We start from the raw sequence: 21,580 nt of genomic DNA on the forward strand, positions 1-21,580 counted from the left end.
TTAACAGTGACGAGCGACGCCACCGCCTGATAGGAGATACCCATGAAGTTGCCGATCTACCTCGATTACTCCGCTACCACGCCGGTCGACCCACGTGTCGCCCAGAAGATGGCCGACTGCCTGCTGGTCGACGGCAACTTCGGTAACCCGGCCTCCCGTTCCCACGTGTTCGGCTGGAAGGCCGAGGAAGCGGTCGAGAACGGCCGCCGCCAGGTTGCCGAGCTGATCAACGCCGACCCGCGCGAAATCGTCTGGACCAGCGGTGCCACCGAGTCCGACAACCTCGCCCTGAAAGGTGTGGCGCACTTCTATCAGACCAAGGGCAAGCACATCATCACCTCCAAGATCGAGCACAAGGCGGTCCTGGATACCGCTCGCCAGCTCGAGCGCGAAGGTTTCGAAGTCACCTACCTGGAACCGGGCGAAGACGGCATCGTCACCCCGGCCATGGTCGAAGCCGCCCTGCGCGACGACACCATCCTGGTCTCGCTGATGCATGTGAACAACGAAGTCGGCTCGATCAACGACATCGCCGCCATCGGTGAGCTGACCCGTTCACGCGGCGTGCTGTTCCATGTCGATGCCGCCCAGTCCGCCGGCAAGGTCGAAATCGACCTGCAGAAGCTGAAGGTCGACCTGATGTCGTTCTCGGCGCACAAGGTCTACGGCCCTAAAGGCATCGGTGCGCTGTACGTCAGCCGCAAGCCGCGCGTGCGTCTGGAAGCCATCATTCACGGCGGTGGCCATGAGCGCGGCATGCGTTCGGGCACCCTGCCGACTCACCAGATCGTCGGCATGGGCGAGGCCTTCGCCATCGCCAAGCAGGAAATGGCCGCCGAGAACGTGCGCATCAAGGCCCTGAGCGACCGCTTCTTCAAGCAGGTCTCGGACCTCGAAGAGCTGTACGTCAACGGCAGCAAGACTGCCCGCGTGCCGCACAACCTGAACCTGAGCTTCAACTACGTCGAAGGCGAGTCGCTGCTGATGTCCCTGAAGGACATCGCCGTATCGTCCGGTTCGGCCTGTACCTCCGCTTCGCTCGAGCCGTCGTATGTACTGCGCGCTCTGGGCCGCAACGACGAGCTGGCGCACAGCTCGATCCGCTTCTCCTTCGGCCGTTTCACCACCGAAGAAGAAGTCGACTACGCCGCGCAGCAAGTCTGCATGGCCGTCAACAAACTGCGTGAGCTGTCGCCGCTGTGGGACATGTACAAAGACGGCGTTGACATCTCCAAGATCGAGTGGGCCGCCCACTAAGCAGTCGCCGGCAAGAGCGGCTCCCTGATGAGGAAGGAATTGCACCATGGCATACAGTGAAAAGGTCATCGACCACTACGAAAACCCACGCAACGTCGGCAAGATGAACGCCGAGGACCCGGATGTCGGTACCGGCATGGTCGGCGCTCCAGCGTGCGGTGACGTGATGCGTCTGCAGATCAAGGTCAACGAGCAAGGCATCATCGAAGACGCCAAGTTCAAGACTTACGGCTGCGGTTCGGCCATCGCTTCCAGCTCCCTCGCCACCGAGTGGATGAAGGGCAAGACCCTGGACGAAGCCGAAACCATCAAGAACACCCAGCTGGCGGAAGAACTGGCGTTGCCGCCAGTGAAGATCCACTGCTCGGTACTCGCCGAAGATGCCATCAAGGCAGCCGTTCGCGACTACAAGCAGAAGAAAGGCTTGATCTAAGCCGCCCGTTGCAAGGTAAGAGTCAAGGAGTTCCGATGGCTATCAGCATGACAGAAGCCGCCGCCAACCACATTCGCCGCTCCCTCGACGGGCGCGGCAAGGGTGAGGGCATTCGCCTGGGCGTGCGCACCACCGGCTGCTCGGGCCTGGCCTACGTGCTGGAGTTCGTCGACGAGCTGGCCGCAGAGGACCAGGTGTTCGAGAACCATGGCGTCAAGGTGATCATCGATCCCAAGAGCCTGGTCTACCTCGATGGCACCGAGCTGGACTTCGTCAAGGAAGGGTTGAACGAAGGCTTCAAGTTCAACAACCCCAACGTGCGCGGTGAGTGTGGCTGCGGCGAAAGCTTCAACGTCTGAGGCTGGCCGTGGGTACTCCTTGTCATTTCGCTCTGTTTGACCTCCAACCCAGCTTCCGCCTGGACCTCGACAAACTGGCCACTCGCTACCGCGAGCTGGCGCGCGAGGTCCATCCGGACCGCTTTGCCGACGCCTCCGAGCGCGAGCAGCGGGTAGCGCTGGAAAAGTCGGCGGCTCTCAACGACGCCTACCAGACCCTGCGCAGTGCGCCGCGCCGTGCCCGCTACCTGCTGGCTATCGGTGGCCACGAAGTGCCCCAGGAAGTCACGGTCCATGACCCTGATTTCCTGATGCAGCAGATGCAATGGCGCGAGGAGCTCGAAGAGCTGCAGGACGAAGCCGACCTCGATGGCGTGGCGGTGTTCAAGAAGCGCCTGAAGGTCGCCCAGGACACGCTCAACGAGGATTTCGCCGCCTGCTGGGACCTGCCTGCCGAGCGCGACAAGGCCGAGCGCCTGATGCGCCGCATGCAGTTCCTCGACAAGCTCGCCCAAGAAGTGCGCCAACTGGAAGAGCGCCTCGACGATTAACCCGGCGTCGCCCGTGATGACGCCTAAGGTATTCAGATAAGCATGGCCCTACTGCAGATCGCCGAACCCGGTCAAAGCCCTCAGCCGCACCAGCGCCGCCTGGCGGTGGGGATCGACCTGGGTACCACCAATTCACTGGTCGCTGCCGTGCGCAGCGGTCGCAGCGAGCCCCTGCCCGATGCGCAGGGCAACGTCATTCTGCCTTCGGCGGTGCGATACCTGGCTGGCCACAGCGAAGTCGGCCTGGCCGCGCGCGAAGCAGCTTCCAGCGACCCGCTGAACACCGTGCTGTCGGTCAAGCGCCTGATGGGCCGTGGCCTGGCAGACGTCAAGCAGCTTGGTGAGCAACTGCCGTACCGCTTTATCGGCGGTGAGTCGCACATGCCGTTCATCGACACCGTCCAAGGGCCGAAAAGCCCGGTGGAAGTGTCCGCCGACATCCTCAAGGTGCTGCGCGAGCGTGCCGAAGCCACCCTGGGTGGCGAGTTGGTGGGCGCGGTGATCACGGTGCCGGCCTATTTCGACGACGCCCAGCGCCAGGCTACCAAGGATGCCGCACGCCTGGCCGGCCTGAGCGTGCTGCGCCTGCTCAACGAGCCGACCGCCGCTGCCGTGGCCTATGGCCTGGACCAGAACGCCGAAGGCCTGGTGGCCATCTATGACCTGGGTGGCGGCACCTTCGATATTTCCATCCTGCGCCTGACTGCCGGCGTGTTCGAAGTGCTGGCCACCGGTGGCGATACCGCGCTGGGTGGCGACGACTTCGACCACGCCATTGCTGGCTGGATCATCGCGCAGGCCGGCCTGTCCGCCGATCTCGATCCGGCCACCCAGCGTCAGCTGCTGCAGGCTGCCTGCGCAGCCAAGGAAGCCCTGACCGATGCCGACACCGTCCGTGTCAGCCACGGCGCCTGGGCGGGCGAGCTGAGCCGCGCCGCCTTCGAAGCCATGATCGAGCCCCTGGTTGCCCGCAGCCTGAAAGCCTGCCGCCGCGCCGTGCGCGACAGTGGCATCGAGCTGGAGGAGGTCGGCGCAGTGGTGATGGTCGGTGGTTCGACCCGCGTTCCGCGTGTTCGGGAAGCTGTCGGTGCGTTGTTTGGTCGCACCCCGCTGACTTCGATCGACCCTGACCAGGTAGTGGCCATCGGCGCGGCCATTCAGGCTGATACCCTGGCCGGCAACCGCCGCGAAGGTGGCGAACTGCTGCTGCTCGATGTCATCCCACTGTCCCTGGGTCTCGAGACCATGGGCGGGCTGATGGAGAAGGTGATCCCGCGCAACACCACCATTCCGGTGGCCCGTGCCCAGGAATTCACCACGTACAAAGATGGCCAGTCGGCCATGATGATCCATGTTCTGCAGGGCGAGCGCGAGCTGATCAGCGATTGCCGCTCCCTGGCGCGCTTCGAGTTGCGCGGCATTCCGGCCATGGTGGCTGGCGCTGCCAAGATACGCGTGACCTTCCAGGTCGACGCCGACGGCCTGCTCAGCGTTGCTGCCCGTGAACTGGGTTCGGGCGTGGAGGCCAGCATTCAGGTCAAGCCGTCCTACGGCCTGACCGACGGCGAGATCGCCCGCATGCTCAAGGATTCCTTCGAGCACGCCGGTTCCGACAAGCAGGCGCGCCAGCTGCGTGAGCATCAGGTTGACGGCGAACGCCTGCTCGAAGCGGTGCAGGGCGCCCTGGATGCCGACGGTGACCGCCTGCTCAGCGAAGACGAGCGGGTCGCCATCGAGTATCAGATGCAAGAATTGCGTGATTTGCTCAGCGGCACCGATGGCGCAGCCATCGAGCAGCAGACCAAGCGTCTGTCGCAGGTGACCGATGCCTTTGCCGCCCGCCGCCTTGATTCGACGGTCAAAGCCGCACTGGCCGGGCGCAACCTGAATGAGATCGAGGAGTAACCGATGCCCCAGGTGATTTTCCTGCCGCACGAGAAGTTCTGCCCGGACGGGCTGGTGGTCGAGGTAGAGCCAGGAACCAACATCCTGGAGTTGGCCCACGAGCACCACATCGAGATGGAAAGCGCGTGCGGCGGCGTGTGCGCCTGCACCACCTGCCACTGCATCGTGCGCGAAGGCTTCGACTCGCTCGAGGAAGCCGACGAGCTGGAAGAGGATATGCTGGACAAGGCCTGGGGCCTGGAGGCGCAGTCGCGCCTGGCCTGCCAGGTGATCGTCGGTGAGGATGACCTCACCATCGAGATTCCTAAGTATTCGCTCAACCACGCTGCCGAAGCGCCGCACTGAGGTTTGCCCGATGAGCCTGAAATGGATTGATGTACTTGAGATCGCCATCCAGCTTGCGGAAAGCAAGCCGGACGTCGATCCTAGATATGTGAATTTCGTCGATCTGCACCGCTGGGTGCTGGCCCTGCCAGAGTTCAGCGACGATCCGTCACGTGGCGGTGAGAAAGTGCTAGAGGCCATCCAGGCGGCCTGGATCGAAGAAGCCGACTAAGCGTGACGCTGCAGGTTAGGCAATCCCCTGGAACCCGCGTATAATTCGCGGGTTTAATTTTTCGTAACACTCAATATTCTGGAGTTTTCCATGGCTGTTCAACGTACTTTCTCGATCATCAAGCCTGACGCCGTTGCCAAGAACGTCATCGGCAAGATCACTACCCGCTTCGAAGAAGCTGGCCTGAAAATCGTTGCCTCGAAAATCAAGCAACTGTCCAAAGCCGAAGCCGAAGGCTTCTACGCCGAGCACAAAGAGCGCGGCTTCTTCGCTGACCTGGTTGCCTTCATGACTTCCGGTCCGGTCGTTGTTCAGGTTCTGGAAGGCGAAAACGCCATCGCTCTGAACCGTGAGCTGATGGGCGCTACCAACCCGAAAGAAGCTGCTCCTGGCACCATCCGTGCTGACTTCGCAGAATCGATCGACGCCAACGCCGTTCACGGTTCGGACTCCGAAGCTGCTGCTGCTCGCGAAATCGCTTACTTCTTCGCTGCTACCGAGGTAACCACTCGCTAAGCGAAAGCTTACGGGTGAGGGTGAATCCATGACGACATCTACTGGCAAAATCAACCTGTTGGGGCTGACCCAGCCGGAAATGGAAAAGTTCTTCGACTCGATAGGGGAGAAGCGCTTCCGTGCCGGCCAGGTGATGAAATGGATTCACCATTTTGGCGTGTCCGACTTTGCGGCCATGACCAACGTAGGCAAGGTCTTGCGCGAAAAGCTCGAGGCCGTTGCCGAGATTCGCCCCCCGGAAGTGGTCAGTGAAGACATTTCCGCCGACGGCACCCGCAAATGGGTGATCCGCGTTGCCTCCGGCAGCTGCGTCGAGACCGTCTACATCCCTACCGACGACCGCGGTACCCTCTGCGTCTCGTCGCAAGCCGGCTGCGCCCTGGACTGCAGTTTCTGCTCCACCGGCAAGCAAGGCTTCAACAGCAACCTCACCGCCGCCGAGGTGATCGGCCAGGTGTGGCTTGCGAACAAATCCTTCGGGACCGTCCCGGCCAAGATCGACCGCGCAATTACCAACGTGGTCATGATGGGCATGGGCGAGCCCCTGCTGAACTTCGACAACGTCATTGCCGCCATGCACATCATGATGGATGACCTGGGCTATGGCATTTCCAAGCGTCGCGTCACCCTGTCCACCTCGGGCGTGGTGCCGATGATCGACGAACTGGCCAAGCACATCGACGTGTCCCTGGCGCTGTCGCTGCATGCGCCGAACGACGAACTGCGCAACCAGCTGGTGCCGATCAACAAGAAGTACCCGCTGAAGATGCTGCTGGAGTCGTGCATGGGCTACATGTCGACCTTGGGCGGCAAGCGTGTGCTGACCATCGAGTACACCCTGCTCAAGGACGTCAACGACCAGCCCGAGCATGCGGCGCAGATGATCGAGCTGCTGCGCGACGTTCCGTGCAAGATCAACCTGATCCCATTCAACCCGTTCCCGCATTCGGGTTACGAGCGGCCGAGCAACAACGCCATCCGCCGCTTCCAGGACCTGCTGCACCACGGTGGTTTCAACGTTACCACCCGTACCACCCGTGGCGACGATATCGACGCCGCCTGTGGTCAGCTGGTCGGCCAGGTCAACGACCGCACCCGCCGCAGCGAGCGCTACATCGCCGTCCGCCAGCTGTCCGCTGACGCCGAGCTGCAAGACAGCGCCGTGCGTCACTGAGTCTGGCCTTGCCATGAGCCTGCGCGCCGCGCTGTCGATCCTTGCGCTTTCGCTGCTCGCCGGCTGCGTGTCGGGCGGCGCGAGCGATCCCCTGGCCAACCGTCAGGGGCGGGCAGAGGCAGCGCATGCCTATACGCAGCTTGGCCTGGGTTATTTGCAACAAGGTTTGACCCAGCAGGCCAAGGCCCCCTTGGCCAAGGCCTTGGCGCTGGATGCTGCGGATGCCGACGCTCACGCCGCCATGTCCCTGGTGTTCCAGGCCGAAGGCGAGCCAGCTCTTGCCCAGGCGCACTTCGAGAAAGCCCTTGCAGCCCGCCCGGGTGATACGCGAATTCGCAACAACTACGGCAGTTTCCTATATGCTCAGCAACGTTTCGCCGAAGCCGAGCAGATGTTTCGCCTGGCCAGTGCCGATACCCTGTATCCTGAGCGTTCGCGGGTGTACGAGAACCTTGGCCTGACGGCCCTGGAGCTCGACAAGCGCGATCAGGCACATGCGTATCTGACCAAGGCCCTGCAACTCAACCGACGCCAGCCCAGAGCGCTGCTGGAAATGGCTGAGTTGTCCTTCGAAAACAGGCATTATGTGCCGGCCCGGGATTACTACGATCGTTTCAGCCAATTGAGCGATCACAACGCCCGTAGCCTTTTGCTGGGCAGCCGCCTTGCCCGGGTATTCGGCGAGCAGGGCACCCTGGCCGATCTGGGCCAGCAATTACAACGACTTTATCCCGGTACGCCGGAATATCAGCAATACCTGTCGGAGCAACGATGAAAGCCGCGCATCCCGAAGTAGCAGCAGCGACTGGCCAGAACCCCGGTGAGCTGTTGCGCCAGGCCCGCGAGAAACGGGAGTGGTCGCAAGCCGAGGTGGCCCGCAAGCTCAACCTCACCGTAAGTTCGCTGAACCACGTGGAAACCGGTGCCTTCGACAAGCTGCCAGGGCATACCTTCGCGCGTGGTTACATCCGCGCCTACGCCAAGTTGATGGACATGGACCAAGCGCCGCTGGTCGAGGCCTTCGACCAGTACACCGGTACTCATGCCAAGGGCAGTGATGTGCACTCCCTGGGCCGTATCGAAGAGCCGGTGCGGCTTTCCCACAACATCATGCGTGGCGTCACCTTGCTGCTTCTGGTTGCAGTGGTCGGCGGCAGCTTCATCTGGTGGCAGGATCAGGGCAGCTTGAAAGGCAAGGACCTGGCCAAGATGGCGCTGGAGCACGTGGAAGTCGAAAGTGCCGACGGCACCACCCAGATTCATCCGCTGGACGAACCTGAAGACCAGGCAGTGACCGCGGGCCAGCAGCCTGAAAGCGCACCGCTGGCGCTGGAGCAGGCCCCCGCCGAGGCGGCAGCCGAAACCACCAGCGAGGCCGCCCCGGCTGCGACTGCTACGCCTGCACCCGCGCCTGCTCCTGTTCAGGTGCAGCAGGCACCGGTCCATGCTGCCGCGCCCGCACCGGCCCCTGCGGCTCCGGTGGCACCGTTAACGTCGGCCGCGCCAGTCGCCAGCGTGCCGGCCACCGCCGCTGAGCCTGCCGCGCCTGTGGCCGTGCCGGCCGGCAGCGCCAAGGTTGCAATCCAGTTCACCGCCGATTGCTGGACCCAGGTGTCCGATGGCAACGGCAAGGTGCTGTTCAGCGCCATCAAGCGCAAGGGGGACAACCTCGAGCTGACCGGCAAGCCGCCGTTCGCGGTCCGCCTGGGCTTTGCCCGTGGCGCCCAGGTCAGCTACAACGGCCAGGCCGTCGATGTTGCCCCGTTCACCAGTGGCGAGACCGCTCGCCTGAAGTTGGGACAGTAAGTCATGCACGGCGAATCTCCGATCAAACGTCGCGAATCCCGCAAAATCTGGGTCGGCAATGTGCCGGTGGGTGGTGATGCCCCCATCGCGGTGCAGAGCATGACCAACACCGACACCAACGATGTGTTGGCTACCGTGGCGCAGATCCAGCGCCTGGTCGATGCCGGCGTCGACATCGTTCGCGTCTCGGTACCCGACATGGACGCCGCAGAGGCGTTCGGCAAGATCAAGCAGCTGGTCAGCGTGCCGCTGGTTGCCGATATCCATTTCGACTACAAGATCGCCCTGCGCGTGGCCGAGCTTGGCGTCGACTGCCTGCGCATCAACCCGGGCAACATCGGCCGTGAAGACCGCGTGCGCGCGGTGGTCGACGCTGCCCGCGACCGTGGTATCCCGATCCGCATCGGCGTCAACGCCGGTTCTTTGGAGAAGGACCTTCAGAAGAAGTACGGTGAGCCGACCCCGGCCGCGCTGGTCGAGTCGGCCCTGCGTCACGTCGAGCACCTCGATCGCCTGGACTTCCAGGACTTCAAGGTCAGCGTCAAGGCCTCCGACGTGTTCATGGCCGTCGAGGCCTATCGCCTGTTGGCCAAGCAGATCATCCAGCCGCTGCACCTGGGGATCACCGAAGCCGGAGGCCTGCGCTCGGGGACAGTGAAATCTGCCGTCGGCCTCGGTATGCTGCTGGCCGAAGGCATCGGCGATACCATTCGTATCTCGCTGGCGGCCGACCCGGTCGAGGAAGTGAAGGTCGGCTACGACATCCTCAAGTCGCTGCACCTGCGTTCGCGGGGCATCAACTTCATCGCCTGCCCGAGCTGCTCGCGGCAGAACTTCGACGTGGTCAAGACCATGAACGAGCTCGAAGGGCGCCTGGAAGACCTGCTGGTGCCGCTGGACGTGGCGGTGATCGGTTGCGTGGTCAACGGCCCTGGCGAAGCCAAGGAGTCCCACGTGGGGTTGACCGGTGGTACGCCGAACCTGGTCTACATCGACGGCAAGCCGGCGCAGAAGCTGACCAATGACAACCTGGTCGATGAGCTGGAAAAGCTCATCCGCCAGAAAGCGGCCGAAAAGGTCGAGGCTGACGCGGCGCTGATCGCCCGCAGCTGACACACAGATTCGTAAGGACTTTTCGTGAGCAAATCGCTGCAAGCCATCCGTGGCATGAACGACATCCTGCCAGAGCAGTCGCCACTCTGGCGCTACTTCGAAGGCACCGTCGCCGGCCTGCTGGACACCTATGGGTACAGCCAGATCCGCACGCCGATCGTCGAGTTCACCGAGCTGTTCAAGCGCTCCATTGGTGAAGTCACCGACATCGTCGAAAAAGAGATGTACACCTTCGAGGACCGCAACGGCGATTCGCTCACCCTGCGCCCAGAAGGCACCGCCGCCTGTGTGCGGGCTGTGCTGGAACATGGCATCACCGGCAACGGCCAGGTGCAGAAGCTCTGGTACATCGGCCAGATGTTCCGCCACGAGCGCCCGCAGAAGGGCCGCTATCGGCAGTTCCACCAGATCGGTGTGGAAGTGTTCAACCTGGACGGCCCGGACATCGACGCCGAGCTGATCATGCTGACCTGGCGCCTGTGGGGCCTGCTGGGCATCCAGGATGCGGTCAAGCTCGAACTCAACAGCCTGGGCACCAGCGAAGCCCGAGCCCGTTACCGTGACGCGCTGGTCGAGTTCCTCTCGGCGCGCCTGGAGCAGCTCGACGAAGACAGCCAGCGTCGCCTCAAGAGCAACCCGCTGCGTATCCTCGACAGCAAGGACCAGGGTACCCAGGCGGTGCTGGTCGGCGCACCGAAGCTGGAAGATTATCTGGACGAAGATTCCCGCGTGCACTTCGAGGGCCTCAAGGCACGCCTCGATGCCGCTGGCATTCCGTTCGTGATCAACACCAAGCTGGTCCGTGGCCTGGACTACTACAGCAAGACCGTGTTCGAGTGGGTCACCGACAAGCTCGGTGCCCAGGGCACCGTCTGCGCCGGTGGCCGTTACGACGGCCTGGTCGAGCAGATGGGCGGCAAGCCGACCCCTGGCGTTGGTTTCGCCATGGGCATCGAGCGCCTGATCCTGCTGCTGGAAACCCTTGGCAAGGTCCCCGAGTCGATCAACCGCACCATCGACGTCTACCTGTGCGCCTTCGGCGAGCAGGCGGAGCTGGCCGGCCTGCGCCTGTCCGAAGGCCTGCGCGATCGCTTGCCGGCCCTGCGCCTGGCGGTCAACGCCGGCGGAGGCAGCTTCAAGAGCCAGTTCAAGAAAGCCGACAAGAGCGGCGCACTGTTCGCCCTGATCCTCGGCGACGACGAACTGGCCAAGCAAGAGATCGGCTTGAAGCCCCTGCGTGGGCAGGGCGAACAACAGAACATTGCCTGGGATGCTCTGGCTGAGCACCTGGAAACCGCGATCGCTCAGGCGTAACGCGGTTCAACAAGCGAATAGGCGAAAAGGAGTATTGGGGTGTCGAGTACCGATGATGAACTGGCAGGGGTCAAGGACTGGTGGAACCGCAACGGCAAGCCGCTGCTGACCGGTGCCCTGCTGGCTGGCGTGGTGGTGTTGGGCTGGAATACCTGGCACAAGTACCAGAGCAACCAGTCGCAAGGTGCCTCGCAGCTGTATCAGGCCCTGCTTGAGACCAGCCTGACGCCGAATGGCCAGCCAGACGCAACCAAGGTCGCGGAGCTGGCCGGCAAACTCAAGAGCGAGTTCGGCGGTACTGCGTACGCCCAGTACGGCAGCCTGTTCGTGGCCAAGGTCGCGGTCGAGAGCGGCAAGCTCGACGACGCTGCTGCCGAGTTGAAAAGCGTGCTGGACAAACCGGCCGACGTCACCCTGGGCGAAATCTCGCGCCAGCGCCTGGCACGCGTGCTCGCCGCCCAGAACAAGGCCGAAGAAGCCCTCAAGCTGCTCGACGGTGATGCCGACAAGGCATTCCTGGCCAGCCGTGAGGAACTGAAAGGTGATCTGCTGGTGCAACTGGGTCGTGGCGACGATGCCCACAGTGCCTACGAGAAAGCCAAGGCCGCGCTGTCTGATGAAGCAGCAGTCGGTGGCCTGCAACTGAAGCTGGATGACCTGGCCAAAGGGGACGCGTAAGTGATCGGTTGGAAACAAGCAGCAGTGCTGACCCTGGCCGTGCTGGCCGCAGGTTGCAGCAGCAACAGCAAGAAGGAACTGCCTCCGGCCGAGCTGACCAAGTTCACCGAGGAAGTGGTGCTGAAGAAGCAGTGGAGCCGTTCGATCGGTGACGGCCAGGGTGAAACCTACAACACCCTGGTTCCGGCAATCGAGAACGACCGTATCTACGCCTCCGACGTCAATGGCGAAGTCTTCGCCCTCGACCGCATCACCGGTGACGTGGTGTGGAAGAAGGACCTCGAGCTGCCGGTCTCCGGCGCTGTCGGCGTAGGCTACGGCCTGGTGATGCTCGGCACCCTCAAGGGTGAAGTCATCGCGCTGGATTCCAGCACGGGCGAAGAGCGCTGGCGCTCGCGTGTTACCAGTGAAGTGCTGGCGCCACCGGCCAACAACGGCGACGTTGTGGTGGTACAGACCCAGGACGACCGCCTGATCGGCCTGGATGCCGCCACTGGCGACCGCCGCTGGATCTATGAAAACACCCCGGCCGTGCTGACCCTGCGTGGTACCGGCGCGCCGATCGCCACCAACCGTCTGGCCGTGGCCGGCCTGTCCACAGGCAAGGTGGTGGCGGTGGACATCAACAACGGCGTGCCGGTGTGGGAAAGCCGCGTGGCCATCCCGCAGGGCCGTTCCGAGCTGGACCGCGTGGTCGACATCGACGGCGGCCTGCTGCTGTCCGGTGGTACCCTGTACGTCAGCACTTACCAGGGCCGCGTGGCGGGCCTGGACCTGGAAAGCGGCCGTGTGCTGTGGCAGCGCGATGCTTCCAGCTACGTGGGTGTCGCCCAGGGTTACGGCAACGTCTATGTCAGCGAAGCCAGCGGTACCGTTGAAAGTGTCGACGAGCGCTCCTCCAGCGCGCTGTGGACCAACGATTCGATGGCCCGCCGTCAGCTGACCGCGCCTGAAGTGTTCTCCAGCTACGTGGCTGTGGGTGACTTCGAGGGTTACTTGCACCTGCTGAGCCAGGTCGATGGCCGCTTTGTCGGCCGTGAGCGTATCGACAGCGATGGCCTGCGCGCCCGCCCACTTGTGGTCGGCGACACCATCTACGTCTTCGGCAACAGCGGCAAGCTCGAGGCACTGACCGTCCGCTGAAGCTATGCTTGGAGCCTTGGCGGCTTCAGGCCGCGGCGTAGGACACGCCGCCCGAACTCCGGCCGCTGCCTTGCAGCGGCCTTTGCATTTTCAAGAATTCAAGAGTGGAGAGCCGCATGGTTCCCGTAATCGCCCTGGTGGGCCGCCCGAACGTCGGCAAATCCACCATGTTCAACCGCCTGACCAAGACCCGCGATGCCATCGTCGGTGACTTGTCGGGCCTGACCCGTGATCGCCAGTACGGTGATGCCACCTGGCAGGGTCGTTCCTTCATCCTCATCGACACCGGCGGTATCACCGGGGACGAAGTGGGCATGGACGAGAAGATGGCCGAGCAGTCGCTGATGGCCATCGAGGAAGCCGACTACGTGCTGTTCCTGGTCGATGCTCGCGCCGGCATGACCGCCGCCGACCAGATGATTGCCGAGCACCTGCGCAAGCGCAACAAGTCGGCCATCCTGGTCGCCAACAAGATCGACAACATCGACGCCGACGTCGCTCGCGCCGAGTTCTCGCCGTTGGGCATGGGCAATGCCATTCCGGTAGCCGGCTCCCAGGGCCGTGGCATCAACGCGCTGATGGAGGCTGTGCTCGGCCACATCCCGCGTGACCAGGTCGAGGAAGCGCTGGACGCTGAAGTGGCCGAAGGCGAGGAAGCGGTACGTATCCCGGGCCCAAGCGAGAAAGATGGCATCAAGATCGCCATCATCGGCCGCCCGAACGTGGGCAAGTCGACCCTGGTCAACCGCATGCTCGGCGAAGAGCGTGTGGTGGTGTACGACCAGCCGGGCACGACCCGCGACAGTATCTACATCCCGTTCGAGCGTGATGACGAGAAGTACACCTTCATCGACACCGCTGGCGTGCGCAAGCGCGGCAAGATCCACGAGGAAGTCGAAAAGTTCTCGGTGGTGAAGACCCTGCAGGCGATCAAGGACGCCAACGTGGTGATCTTTGTCATGGACGCCCGCGAAGGTGTGGTCGACCATGATCTCAACCTGCTGGGCTTCGCCCTGGAAGCCGGCCGCGCCATTGTCATCGCCCTCAACAAGTGGGATGGCATGGAGTCGGGTGAACGCGACTACGTGAAGACTGAGCTGGAGCGCCGGCTGTTCTTCGTCGACTTCGCCGACATCCACTTCATCTCGGCCCTGCACGGCACGGGCGTCGGCCACTTGTACAAGTCGGTACAGGCCGCGTTCAAGTCGGCGGTCACCCGCTGGCCGACCAGCCGCCTGACGCAGATCCTCGAAGATGCCGTGAGCGAGCACCAGCCACCGCTGGTCAACGGTCGCCGCATCAAGCTGCGCTATGCCCACCTCGGTGGTGCCAACCCGCCGCTTATCGTGATCCATGGCAACCAGACCGACAAGATTCCGAAGTCGTACTCGCGTTACCTGGAGAACACCTACCGTCGCGTGCTGAAGCTGGTCGGTACGCCGATCCGCATCGAGTACAAGGGCGGTGAGAACCCGTACGAGGGCAAGAAGAACACCCTCACCGATCGCCAGGTCAACAAGAAGCGCCGCTTGATGTCACACCACAAGAAGGCCGAGAAGAAGCGCCGCGACAAGCGCTGATTCCGCGTCTGCTTCTTCGCGGGCGAGCCCGCGAAGAGGCCCGTTGATCCAGCGCAATCCCTGGGTTGTTTGAACCTTTTTCCTGACCGCTCGATCCGCTATGCTCGGACTCCACCCCGTGCCGGATACACCCCAGGAAAGAGGGCTCCATGATCCGCAGCAAACTGCCGAATGTCGGCACGACCATCTTCACCACCATGTCCCAGCTCGCCATGCAGACCGGCGCGCTGAACCTGTCCCAAGGCTTCCCCGACTTCAATGGCCCGCAGGCGTTGCTCGATGCAGTCGGCCGCCATGTCGCCGCCGGGCATAACCAGTATTCGCCGATGACCGGCCTGCCGGCCCTGCGCCAGCAGGTGGCGGCCAAGGTTGCGCGGCTGTACGGCGCGCAGGTGGATGCCGATCAGGAGGTGACCATCACCCCGGGCGCCACCGAGGCGATTTTCTGCGCCATCCAGGCGTTGATCCACGCTGGTGACGAGGTGATCGTCTTCGACCCTTGCTACGACAGCTACGAGCCGTCGGTGGAACTGGCGGGCGGGCGCTGCGTGCATGTGCAACTGAGCGACGGTGACTTCCGCATCGACTGGCAGAAGTTCAGCGATGCCTTGAGCCCACGCACGCGCATGGTCATTCTCAATTCGCCGCACAACCCCAGTGGCGCGCTGATCAGTCGCGAAGACCTTGACCAACTGGCCGGTCTGATCGCCGATCGCGACATCTATCTGGTCAGCGACGAAGTCTATGAGCACCTGGTCTACGACGGTGTGCGCCATGCCAGCGTGCTGGCCCACGAGCAGCTGTATTCACGGGCGTTCGTGGTCAGCTCGTTTGGCAAGACCTACCACGTCACCGGCTGGAAGACCGGCTACGTGATTGCGCCGCCGGCCTTGAGCGCCGAACTGCGCAAGGTGCATCAATACGTCAATTTCTGCGGCGTGACACCGCTGCAATGCGCACTGGCCGACTTCATGGCCGAGCACCCGGAGCACATCGACGAATTGCCGGCCTTCTACCAGGCCAAACGCGACCTGTTCTGCGACCTGCTCGAAGGCTCGCGTTTCAGCTTTACCCGCACGGCAGGCACCTATTTCCAGCTGGTGGACTATTCGCAGATCCGCCCGGACCTGAACGATGTCGACATGGCCCTGTGGCTCACCCGTGAGCACGGCGTGGCGACCATTCCGGTGTCGGTGTTCTACCAGCAACCCATCCCCGAGCAACGCCTGGTGCGCCTGTGCTTTGCCAAACGTGAGGAGACGCTGCGTCAGGCAGCGGAAAAACTATGCGCGATCTGAGTGCACTGCCCAACCTGAAAGTCGCCCTGGTCCAGACCACGCTGGCCTGGCATGACCGTGAGGCCAACTACGCGCATTTCGAGGTGCTGCTGGAGCAGGCCCGCGGCAGCGATCTGGTGGTCTTGCCCGAGATGTTTACCACGGGTTTTTCCATGCAGTCGGAAACCCTGTGCGAGCCTGAGAACGGCCCGACCTACAAGTGGCTCAAGGCACAGGCCAAACGCATCGACGCGGTGATCACCGGCAGCGTGATCATCCAGGCCGCCGACGGCAGCCACCGCAACCGCTTGCTGTGGGCGCGGCCGGATGGCGAAATCCTGCATTACGACAAGCGTCACCTGTTCCGCATGGCGGGCGAGCACAAGCACTACACACCAGGTGAGCGCCAAGTGCAGTTCGAGGTCAAGGGCTGGCGGGTGCGCCCGCTGATCTGCTACGACCTGCGCTTCCCGGTGTGGAGCTGTGATGCCCAGGACACTGACCTGCTGCTGTATACCGCCAACTGGCCGGCAGCGCGGCGCCAGCACTGGAACCGCCTGCTGCCGGCGCGGGGCATCGAGAACCTGTGCTACGTGGCGGCGGTGAACCGGGTGGGGACCGACGGCAAGGGCTTTGCCTACTCCGGGGACAGCCAGGTGCTGGACTTCCAGGGTGAGAGCCTGCTCAGCGCAGGGGAGGCGGACGGGGTATTCACTGCGGTGTTGAGTGCTGCAGAGCTGGGCGCGTACCGCACCAAGTTCCCGGCCAACCTGGATGCCGATACCTTCGAGTTGCACTAAAGCCAGACTGGCCCGTTGTGGGAGCGGCCTTGTGTCGCGAAAGGGCTGCGAAGCAGCCCCAGGATTTCAGCATAACTGCAGATATTGATGGGGCCGCTTTGCGGCCCTTTCGCGACACAAGGCCGCTCCCACACAGATCAGTGCTGCTGTTTAGTACACATCCCGCCGATAGCGCCCATCCTCGATCAACTGCTGTACTGCTTCTTCTCCCAGCAAGCCGTTGAGCGCCGCATCAACCCCGGCAGCCATGCCTTGCAGGCTACCGCAGACATACACGCAGGCCCCGTCAGCCACCCAGCGCTTGAATTCCTCGGCGTGCTGCAGCAACACATCCTGCACATACACTTTCTCGGCCTGATCCCGCGAAAACGCCAGGTCCAGCCGCGCCAGGTCGCCACTCTCGACCCAGCCCTGCAGCTCTGCGCCACACAGCAGGTCGTGTGCCCGGTTGCGCTCGCCGAACAGCAGCCAGTTGCGTTGCTCGCCAGCATTGATCCGCGCGCGCATCAGGCTGCGCAGGCCGGCCAGGCCGGTGCCGTTGCCGATCAGGATCATCGGTGCTGGCATCTCGGGTAGATGGAAGCCACTGTTGCGGCGCAGGCGCAGGCTCAAGCTGCCGCCCAGCGGCAAGTACTCGGTCAGCCAGCCGGAGCCCAGGCCGAGGTTGCCGTCGGCATGGCGCTCCTGGCGCACGATCAGCTCCAGCACGCCATCGCTGGCGATCGACGCGATCGAGTACTCGCGGCTACCGATCGGCACCAGCGCATCGACCAGTGCCTGCGGATGCAGGCCAAGCAGGTGATCGCGACGGCTCGGTAGCTGACGGCCAGCCAATGCCTGGCTCAAGGTCTGCTGCAGGCCCTCGACCTGTACGCTGGCCATGGCGTCCAATGCCATGCCGTGAAGGAACGCGTCGATCCGTGGCTGGCCATTGAGCGGCAGGATCTCCACCAGGTCACCGGCTTCCCAGCGGGCGGGCTCTTCAGGTTGCAAGCCCAGCAGGTAGACCGGCTGGCCTTGGCTGCCCGGGTTGAGCAGATCGCGCTGCACCAGGGTCCAGTTGCCGAAGCTTGGCGGTTGCCAGGCGCTTACCGGTTGAGCACCGGTCAGTTGCGCCAGTTCCTGCTGCCACTGTTGCAGTGCGGCCTGGTCGGCGTTGTCCACTTCGACCGGGCTGAATGCGCTGCTGGCACCGCGCTCGCCAAGCCACGCCTGCAGGCGCCGGGCGAAGCCACAGAAGTGCGGATACTGGCGGTCGCCAAGGGCGAGCAGGGCATAGCTGAGATTGTTCAGTGCCCACGGCTGGCCGAGGATCTTGCGTTCGAAACCACGGGCACTGTCGGGCGCCTCGCCATCACCGAAGGTACTGACCACGAACAGCGCACGGCGGGACTGACGCAGGTCTTCTTCGCGCAGGTCGCCAAGGGCTCGAACCTGAACCGGCAAACCTGCTGCCTGCAACTGCCCGGCACTTTGCCAGGCCAGTTGCTCGGCGAAGCCGCTCTGGCTGGCGAAGCCGATCAGCCAGCTGTCGCCGCTGGCCTGGTTGCCATCGACGATGCTGCGGGCGGCGCGCACCTGGCGCTTCTTGCGGCGGCGGTCGAGGTACAGCAGCCAGCCGGTGACGAAGAACAGCGGCATGGTCAGGCTGGCCAGGGTGACGATGATGCGACCCGGCAGGCCGAAGTATTCACCAACGTGCAAGGCGTAGACGCTCTGCAGCAGCTGGGCCTTGAATGACTTGTCGCTGTAGCGGTCGTGGCTTTTCACCTGGCCAGTGGCCGGGTCGAGCACCAGGGTGTTGAACGCGCGCGGGTGGGCGGCGCCTTCGAGCAGGTAGAACAGGTTGGCCGGCTGGCCACCTGCCGGCGGCAGGCGCAGGTTGTACATGGCCAGGCCTGGGCCGGCGGCGTCCTTCAGGTTGGCCCAGATGGCGTCGTAGTCGACCACCAGTGGCGGCGCGTTCTTGTCGACCTTGGGCTGCCCATGGCGGCCACGGCCTTCGCCACGCTTTTGTTGCTGCCCGGCAGCGGGTTGGTCAGCCAGCAGTTTGTTCAGGCCAGAGCGGTACCATTCGTAGGACCAGAACAGCCCGGTCAACGCGAACAGCAGGTAGAACAGCAGGCACCAGGTACCGGCCACGGCGTGCAGGTCCCAATTGAAGGCACGGCCTTTCTTGGCCCAATCGAGGGCCAGCCAGGTGCGCCAGTTCAGCGCCTTGCGCGGCCAGCGCAGGTACAGGCCGGACAGGCAGAAGAACACCAGCATCAGGGTACAGGCCCCGGTAATCTGCCGGCCAGTGTCGCCCATGGCGAGGAAGCGGTGCAGGGTCAGCATCAGGTTGAAGAAGCCTTGCCCGGCCGCATCACCCTTGAGTTCGCCGGTATACGGGTCGGCATAGCGCAGCGCGCCGCGGCGCTCGCCCGGTGGCGGGGTGAAGAACACCCGCGCGGCGTTGCCTTCGCGCACGTCGACCGACAGCATCGACACCTTGTCGCCTTGCTCGGCCTCGACGCGGCGCACCAGTTCGCCCATTGGCAGCACGCCTTCGGCGCGTACCTCGACCTTGAGCACATCGGCGTTGAAGGTGCGCAACAGCTCCTCCTGGAACGAGTACAGCGCACCGGTGATGCCCATCAATGCCAGCACCAGCCCGGCGGTGATGCCAAACAACCAGTGCAGTTGGAACAGCGTTTTCTTCACCACATCCATCACCTTGTGTTGCTTGATGCCGCGGACCGCAGCGCGGGCATTATGCCTTGATACGCAAAAGCCCCGCTCACAGGTATGAACGGGGCTCGGCGGTGTTTCGTCAGAAGTGGACGCTGGTGGTCAACAGTGCAGTCCGCCCGGCCGCCTGGTTGGCGAAGTGGGTGGAGAAGGCCTTGTCGTAGTACACCTTGTCCGTCAGGTTCTGCACGTTCAGCTGCAGGTCGACGTTCTTGGTCAACTTGTAAGCGGCCATGGCGTCGTAGCGGACATAGCTGTCGACCATGGTGGTGTTGGCCACGCTGCCGTACACGTCATCCACATAGAACGCACCGCCACCGACGGTCAGCTTCGGCGTGATGGAATAAGTTGTCCACAGGCTGGCGCTGTTGTTCGGCGTGTTCGGCAGCTGGTTGCCGTCGTTGGCCGCGCCCAGCGGGCCGCCGTCGATCTGGCGCGCTTCCATGTAGGTGTAGCCGGCGAACACTTGCCACTTGTCGGTGATCTTGCCGCTGGCGGACAGCTCGATACCCTGCACGCGGGTTTCGCCGACGTTTTCGTAGGTGGTGGTGTTCACCTGCACGCGCGCGTTTTCTTTCTCGGTACGGAACAGTGCCGCAGCCAGGGACAGGCGCTCGTTGAACAGGTCCCACTTGGTACCGATTTCGTAGTTGGTGGTTTCTTCCGGCTCCATGTCGCTGGAGAGCAGGTTGCCGCTGCGGTCGGTGGTGTTGCCCAGCGGGTTGCCTTCCATGCCTTCGCCGAGGTAGGCGCCTGGCGGGGTGGCCGAGGTAGCGTAGGACACGTAGATGCTGCCGTTGTCGGCCGGCTTCCACACCAGGCCCAGCTGGCCGGTGACGAACTCACTGGTGTCCTTGCCCTTGGAGACGATGCCCTTGGAACTTACCGCAGTACTGCCGTCGGCGTTGTAGCCACGGTACTGGGTGTCGAAGTGGTCGTAGCGCAGGCCCATGTTCAGCAGCCACTGTGGCGACAGTTCGAGGGTATCGAACACGTAGATGGCCCGGGTGTTGCTCTTGGTGTTGGTACCGGCGTAGTTGCGCGAGATTGCACCGTTCCACGGATCATCCGGGTTCGGATTGCTCAGCGAAGTACAGTTGTAGCCGCTGGTAGCACCGATCATGCCCGGGGTGCAATTGGTGTTTGCGGCGCCACCTGGGACGGTGTCAGTGTCGACGTTGTAGGTTTCACGCTCGCTTTCTTCACGGCTCAGCTCGATACCGGTGGAGAAGCTGTTCTTCAGGCCACCCAGGTAGAACTCACCGAACAGGTCGGTCTGGTTGGTGGTCGTGGAGGTGTTGCCAACACGGGTATTGGCGCGTCGCCAGACGCTGCCGTTGTTGACGTTGCCCTTGCTGTCGTCGGGCTGGGTCAGGATGTAGTCCTGCATGCTGTTGCCGTGACGGAAGGTGTTCTTGATGGTCAGCGCATCGGTCAGGTCGTGCTCGATGGAGAAGGTGGCGATGTCGACACGGGTCTTGCGGAAGTCGCGGTCGGTCAGGCCGTAGAAATTGTCGCTGTCGCCACCGTCGTTCGGCTTGCTCGGGTGAGCCGAGGTACGCGCGGCGCTGCCAGCGGTCGGGATGCTGTACGGAATACCCGAGTCCGGCAGGTCGTCGCTTTCCAGGTGGTAGTAATCGAGGTTGACGCGGGTCGCGGTGCCCAGGCCGAAGGCCAGCGACGGGGCGATACCCCAGCGGTCGTAATTGACCTTGTCACGGCCGGCGACGTTGCTTTCGTGGGTCATCAGGTTCAGGCGGCCGGCAACGGTATCGCTGAACTGGTAGTTGCCATCGAAGGTGTAGCGCTGGGTCTGGTCGCTGCCCCAGGTCCAGGCGCCGTCGAGCGAGTTGCCCAAGTGTGCGCGCTTGCTCACCAGGTTGATGGTGCCGCCGGCAGCGCCGCGGCCGCCAACGGCCGAGTTCGGGCCCTTGGCCACTTCGACCGATTCGATGGCAAAGATTTCGCGGGTCTGGGCGCCGGTGTCACGCACGCCGTCCAGGTAGGTGTCACCCTGGGCGTCGAAGCCGCGGATGAACGGCCGGTCGCCTTGCGGGTTGCCGCCTTCGCCGGCACCGAAGGTGATGCCGGGCACGGTGCGCAGGGCGTCCTGCAAGGTCAGGGCGTTGGTGTCCTTGATCACTTGCTGCGGGATCACGGTGACCGAGCGCGGGGTGTCTACCAGCGGGGCGGTGTACTTCTGCGAGGAGGCCTTTTCCACCTTGTAATCGGTGCTGGCTGGCTCAGCCTTGCCATCGACGCTGGTGGCGTCGAGGGTGATGGCGGTGCTGGCGGCCGGATCGGCGGCATAGGCGCCGCAAGCGCTGAAGGCGACACCGATGGCTGTGACGATCAGGCGTGGTGAACTCACTGCAGATGGTACGTGACGCATTGTTGTAGGCCTTCCCC

At 63.5% G+C, this 21,580-nt stretch carries 20 protein-coding genes; 18 read left to right on the top strand and 2 right to left on the bottom strand.

Features of this window, described 5'->3' with window-relative positions:
• Nucleotides 1-42: 42 nt before the first annotated feature.
• The 18 genes from CQW31_RS08420 (at nt 43) to CQW31_RS08505 (ending at nt 16,441) form a co-directional block, all read left to right on the top strand.
• Entirely contained in the window at nt 43-1,257 is a 1,215-nt protein-coding gene (locus CQW31_RS08420; RefSeq protein ID WP_027920282.1) for an IscS subfamily cysteine desulfurase, read from the top strand.
• Nucleotides 1,258-1,303: 46 nt separating this feature from the next.
• Nucleotides 1,304-1,690 (top strand): Fe-S cluster assembly scaffold IscU, encoded by a 387-nt coding sequence (gene iscU, locus CQW31_RS08425; protein ID WP_007929523.1) that lies wholly within the window; start codon nt 1,304-1,306, stop codon nt 1,688-1,690.
• A gap of 35 nt (nt 1,691-1,725) precedes the next feature.
• Nucleotides 1,726-2,049: an iron-sulfur cluster assembly protein IscA gene (iscA, locus tag CQW31_RS08430; protein ID WP_023630636.1), complete on the top strand. Its 324-nt coding sequence runs from the start codon at nt 1,726-1,728 to the stop codon at nt 2,047-2,049.
• Nucleotides 2,050-2,057: 8 nt separating this feature from the next.
• A complete protein-coding gene (hscB, locus tag CQW31_RS08435) occupies nt 2,058-2,579 on the top strand; it encodes a co-chaperone HscB (protein WP_054887564.1) in 522 nt (173 codons plus the stop codon).
• A gap of 42 nt (nt 2,580-2,621) precedes the next feature.
• Nucleotides 2,622-4,484 carry a Fe-S protein assembly chaperone HscA gene (gene hscA, locus CQW31_RS08440; protein ID WP_099814288.1) on the top strand — a complete coding sequence of 621 codons (1,863 nt, stop codon included), beginning with the start codon at nt 2,622-2,624 and terminating at the stop codon, nt 4,482-4,484.
• A gap of 3 nt (nt 4,485-4,487) precedes the next feature.
• Nucleotides 4,488-4,829 (top strand): ISC system 2Fe-2S type ferredoxin, encoded by a 342-nt coding sequence (gene fdx, locus CQW31_RS08445; protein ID WP_054887566.1) that lies wholly within the window; start codon nt 4,488-4,490, stop codon nt 4,827-4,829.
• 10 nt (nt 4,830-4,839) lie between these two features.
• Nucleotides 4,840-5,040, top strand: coding sequence for a Fe-S cluster assembly protein IscX (gene iscX, locus CQW31_RS08450; protein WP_023382209.1), 201 nt, complete (start codon nt 4,840-4,842; stop codon nt 5,038-5,040).
• 90 nt (nt 5,041-5,130) lie between these two features.
• Nucleotides 5,131-5,556: a nucleoside-diphosphate kinase gene (gene ndk / locus CQW31_RS08455; RefSeq protein ID WP_054887567.1), complete on the top strand. Its 426-nt coding sequence runs from the start codon at nt 5,131-5,133 to the stop codon at nt 5,554-5,556.
• A gap of 28 nt (nt 5,557-5,584) precedes the next feature.
• Nucleotides 5,585-6,730 (top strand): 23S rRNA (adenine(2503)-C(2))-methyltransferase RlmN, encoded by a 1,146-nt coding sequence (rlmN, locus tag CQW31_RS08460; RefSeq protein ID WP_054887568.1) that lies wholly within the window; start codon nt 5,585-5,587, stop codon nt 6,728-6,730.
• A 13-nt stretch (nt 6,731-6,743) separates the two neighbouring features.
• Nucleotides 6,744-7,505: a type IV pilus biogenesis/stability protein PilW gene (gene pilW / locus CQW31_RS08465; protein WP_099814289.1), complete on the top strand. Its 762-nt coding sequence runs from the start codon at nt 6,744-6,746 to the stop codon at nt 7,503-7,505.
• Nucleotides 7,502-8,536, top strand: a complete 1,035-nt coding sequence (locus CQW31_RS08470) for a RodZ domain-containing protein (protein WP_054887570.1) — start codon at nt 7,502-7,504, stop codon at nt 8,534-8,536. Before pilW ends, CQW31_RS08470 begins: the two co-directional genes overlap by 4 nt.
• A gap of 3 nt (nt 8,537-8,539) precedes the next feature.
• The gene (gene ispG / locus CQW31_RS08475; RefSeq protein ID WP_054887571.1) at nt 8,540-9,649 is read left to right on the top strand and encodes a flavodoxin-dependent (E)-4-hydroxy-3-methylbut-2-enyl-diphosphate synthase; all 1,110 of its coding nucleotides are present in this window, start codon (nt 8,540-8,542) and stop codon (nt 9,647-9,649) included.
• Between the two features lie 24 nt (nt 9,650-9,673).
• On the top strand, nt 9,674-10,963 hold the full coding sequence (gene hisS / locus CQW31_RS08480) for a histidine--tRNA ligase (RefSeq protein WP_099814290.1): 1,290 nt from the start codon (nt 9,674-9,676) through the stop codon (nt 10,961-10,963).
• A gap of 39 nt (nt 10,964-11,002) precedes the next feature.
• Nucleotides 11,003-11,641 carry a tetratricopeptide repeat protein gene (locus CQW31_RS08485; RefSeq protein WP_054887573.1) on the top strand — a complete coding sequence of 213 codons (639 nt, stop codon included), beginning with the start codon at nt 11,003-11,005 and terminating at the stop codon, nt 11,639-11,641.
• Entirely contained in the window at nt 11,642-12,784 is a 1,143-nt protein-coding gene (bamB, locus tag CQW31_RS08490) for an outer membrane protein assembly factor BamB (RefSeq protein ID WP_099814291.1), read from the top strand. It abuts the gene before it with no gap.
• A gap of 116 nt (nt 12,785-12,900) precedes the next feature.
• A complete protein-coding gene (der, locus tag CQW31_RS08495; RefSeq protein ID WP_054887575.1) occupies nt 12,901-14,364 on the top strand; it encodes a ribosome biogenesis GTPase Der in 1,464 nt (487 codons plus the stop codon).
• 149 nt (nt 14,365-14,513) lie between these two features.
• A complete protein-coding gene (locus CQW31_RS08500) occupies nt 14,514-15,662 on the top strand; it encodes a pyridoxal phosphate-dependent aminotransferase (protein ID WP_099814292.1) in 1,149 nt (382 codons plus the stop codon).
• Nucleotides 15,650-16,441, top strand: coding sequence for an amidohydrolase (locus tag CQW31_RS08505; protein WP_054887577.1), 792 nt, complete (start codon nt 15,650-15,652; stop codon nt 16,439-16,441). Before CQW31_RS08500 ends, CQW31_RS08505 begins: the two co-directional genes overlap by 13 nt.
• A gap of 150 nt (nt 16,442-16,591) precedes the next feature.
• Here CQW31_RS08505 and CQW31_RS08510 read toward each other — a convergent pair whose 3' ends face one another.
• Entirely contained in the window at nt 16,592-19,147 is a 2,556-nt protein-coding gene (locus CQW31_RS08510; RefSeq protein ID WP_099814339.1) for a sulfite reductase flavoprotein subunit alpha, read from the bottom strand.
• Nucleotides 19,148-19,253: 106 nt separating this feature from the next.
• Complete coding sequence (locus CQW31_RS08515) at nt 19,254-21,563, bottom strand: TonB-dependent siderophore receptor (RefSeq protein ID WP_054887578.1); 2,310 nt, start codon at nt 21,561-21,563, stop codon at nt 19,254-19,256.
• Nucleotides 21,564-21,580: the final 17 nt, after the last annotated feature.

The organism is Pseudomonas sp. 382 (assembly GCF_002759075.1).
Lineage (GTDB): Bacteria > Pseudomonadota > Gammaproteobacteria > Pseudomonadales > Pseudomonadaceae > Aquipseudomonas > Aquipseudomonas vlassakiae.

Coding starts and splice junctions, on each gene's coding strand:
- hscA (WP_099814288.1), top strand. CDS start 2,622: ATGGCCCTACTGCAGATCGCCGAACCCGGTCAAAGCCCTCAGCCGCAC.
- pilW (WP_099814289.1), top strand. CDS start 6,744: ATGAGCCTGCGCGCCGCGCTGTCGATCCTTGCGCTTTCGCTGCTCGCC.
- der (WP_054887575.1), top strand. CDS start 12,901: ATGGTTCCCGTAATCGCCCTGGTGGGCCGCCCGAACGTCGGCAAATCC.
- ndk (WP_054887567.1), top strand. CDS start 5,131: ATGGCTGTTCAACGTACTTTCTCGATCATCAAGCCTGACGCCGTTGCC.
- CQW31_RS08500 (WP_099814292.1), top strand. CDS start 14,514: ATGATCCGCAGCAAACTGCCGAATGTCGGCACGACCATCTTCACCACC.
- iscX (WP_023382209.1), top strand. CDS start 4,840: ATGAGCCTGAAATGGATTGATGTACTTGAGATCGCCATCCAGCTTGCG.
- CQW31_RS08505 (WP_054887577.1), top strand. CDS start 15,650: ATGCGCGATCTGAGTGCACTGCCCAACCTGAAAGTCGCCCTGGTCCAG.
- iscA (WP_023630636.1), top strand. CDS start 1,726: ATGGCTATCAGCATGACAGAAGCCGCCGCCAACCACATTCGCCGCTCC.
- CQW31_RS08515 (WP_054887578.1), bottom strand. CDS start 21,563: ATGCGTCACGTACCATCTGCAGTGAGTTCACCACGCCTGATCGTCACA.
- iscU (WP_007929523.1), top strand. CDS start 1,304: ATGGCATACAGTGAAAAGGTCATCGACCACTACGAAAACCCACGCAAC.
- fdx (WP_054887566.1), top strand. CDS start 4,488: ATGCCCCAGGTGATTTTCCTGCCGCACGAGAAGTTCTGCCCGGACGGG.
- rlmN (WP_054887568.1), top strand. CDS start 5,585: ATGACGACATCTACTGGCAAAATCAACCTGTTGGGGCTGACCCAGCCG.
- CQW31_RS08420 (WP_027920282.1), top strand. CDS start 43: ATGAAGTTGCCGATCTACCTCGATTACTCCGCTACCACGCCGGTCGAC.
- CQW31_RS08470 (WP_054887570.1), top strand. CDS start 7,502: ATGAAAGCCGCGCATCCCGAAGTAGCAGCAGCGACTGGCCAGAACCCC.
- ispG (WP_054887571.1), top strand. CDS start 8,540: ATGCACGGCGAATCTCCGATCAAACGTCGCGAATCCCGCAAAATCTGG.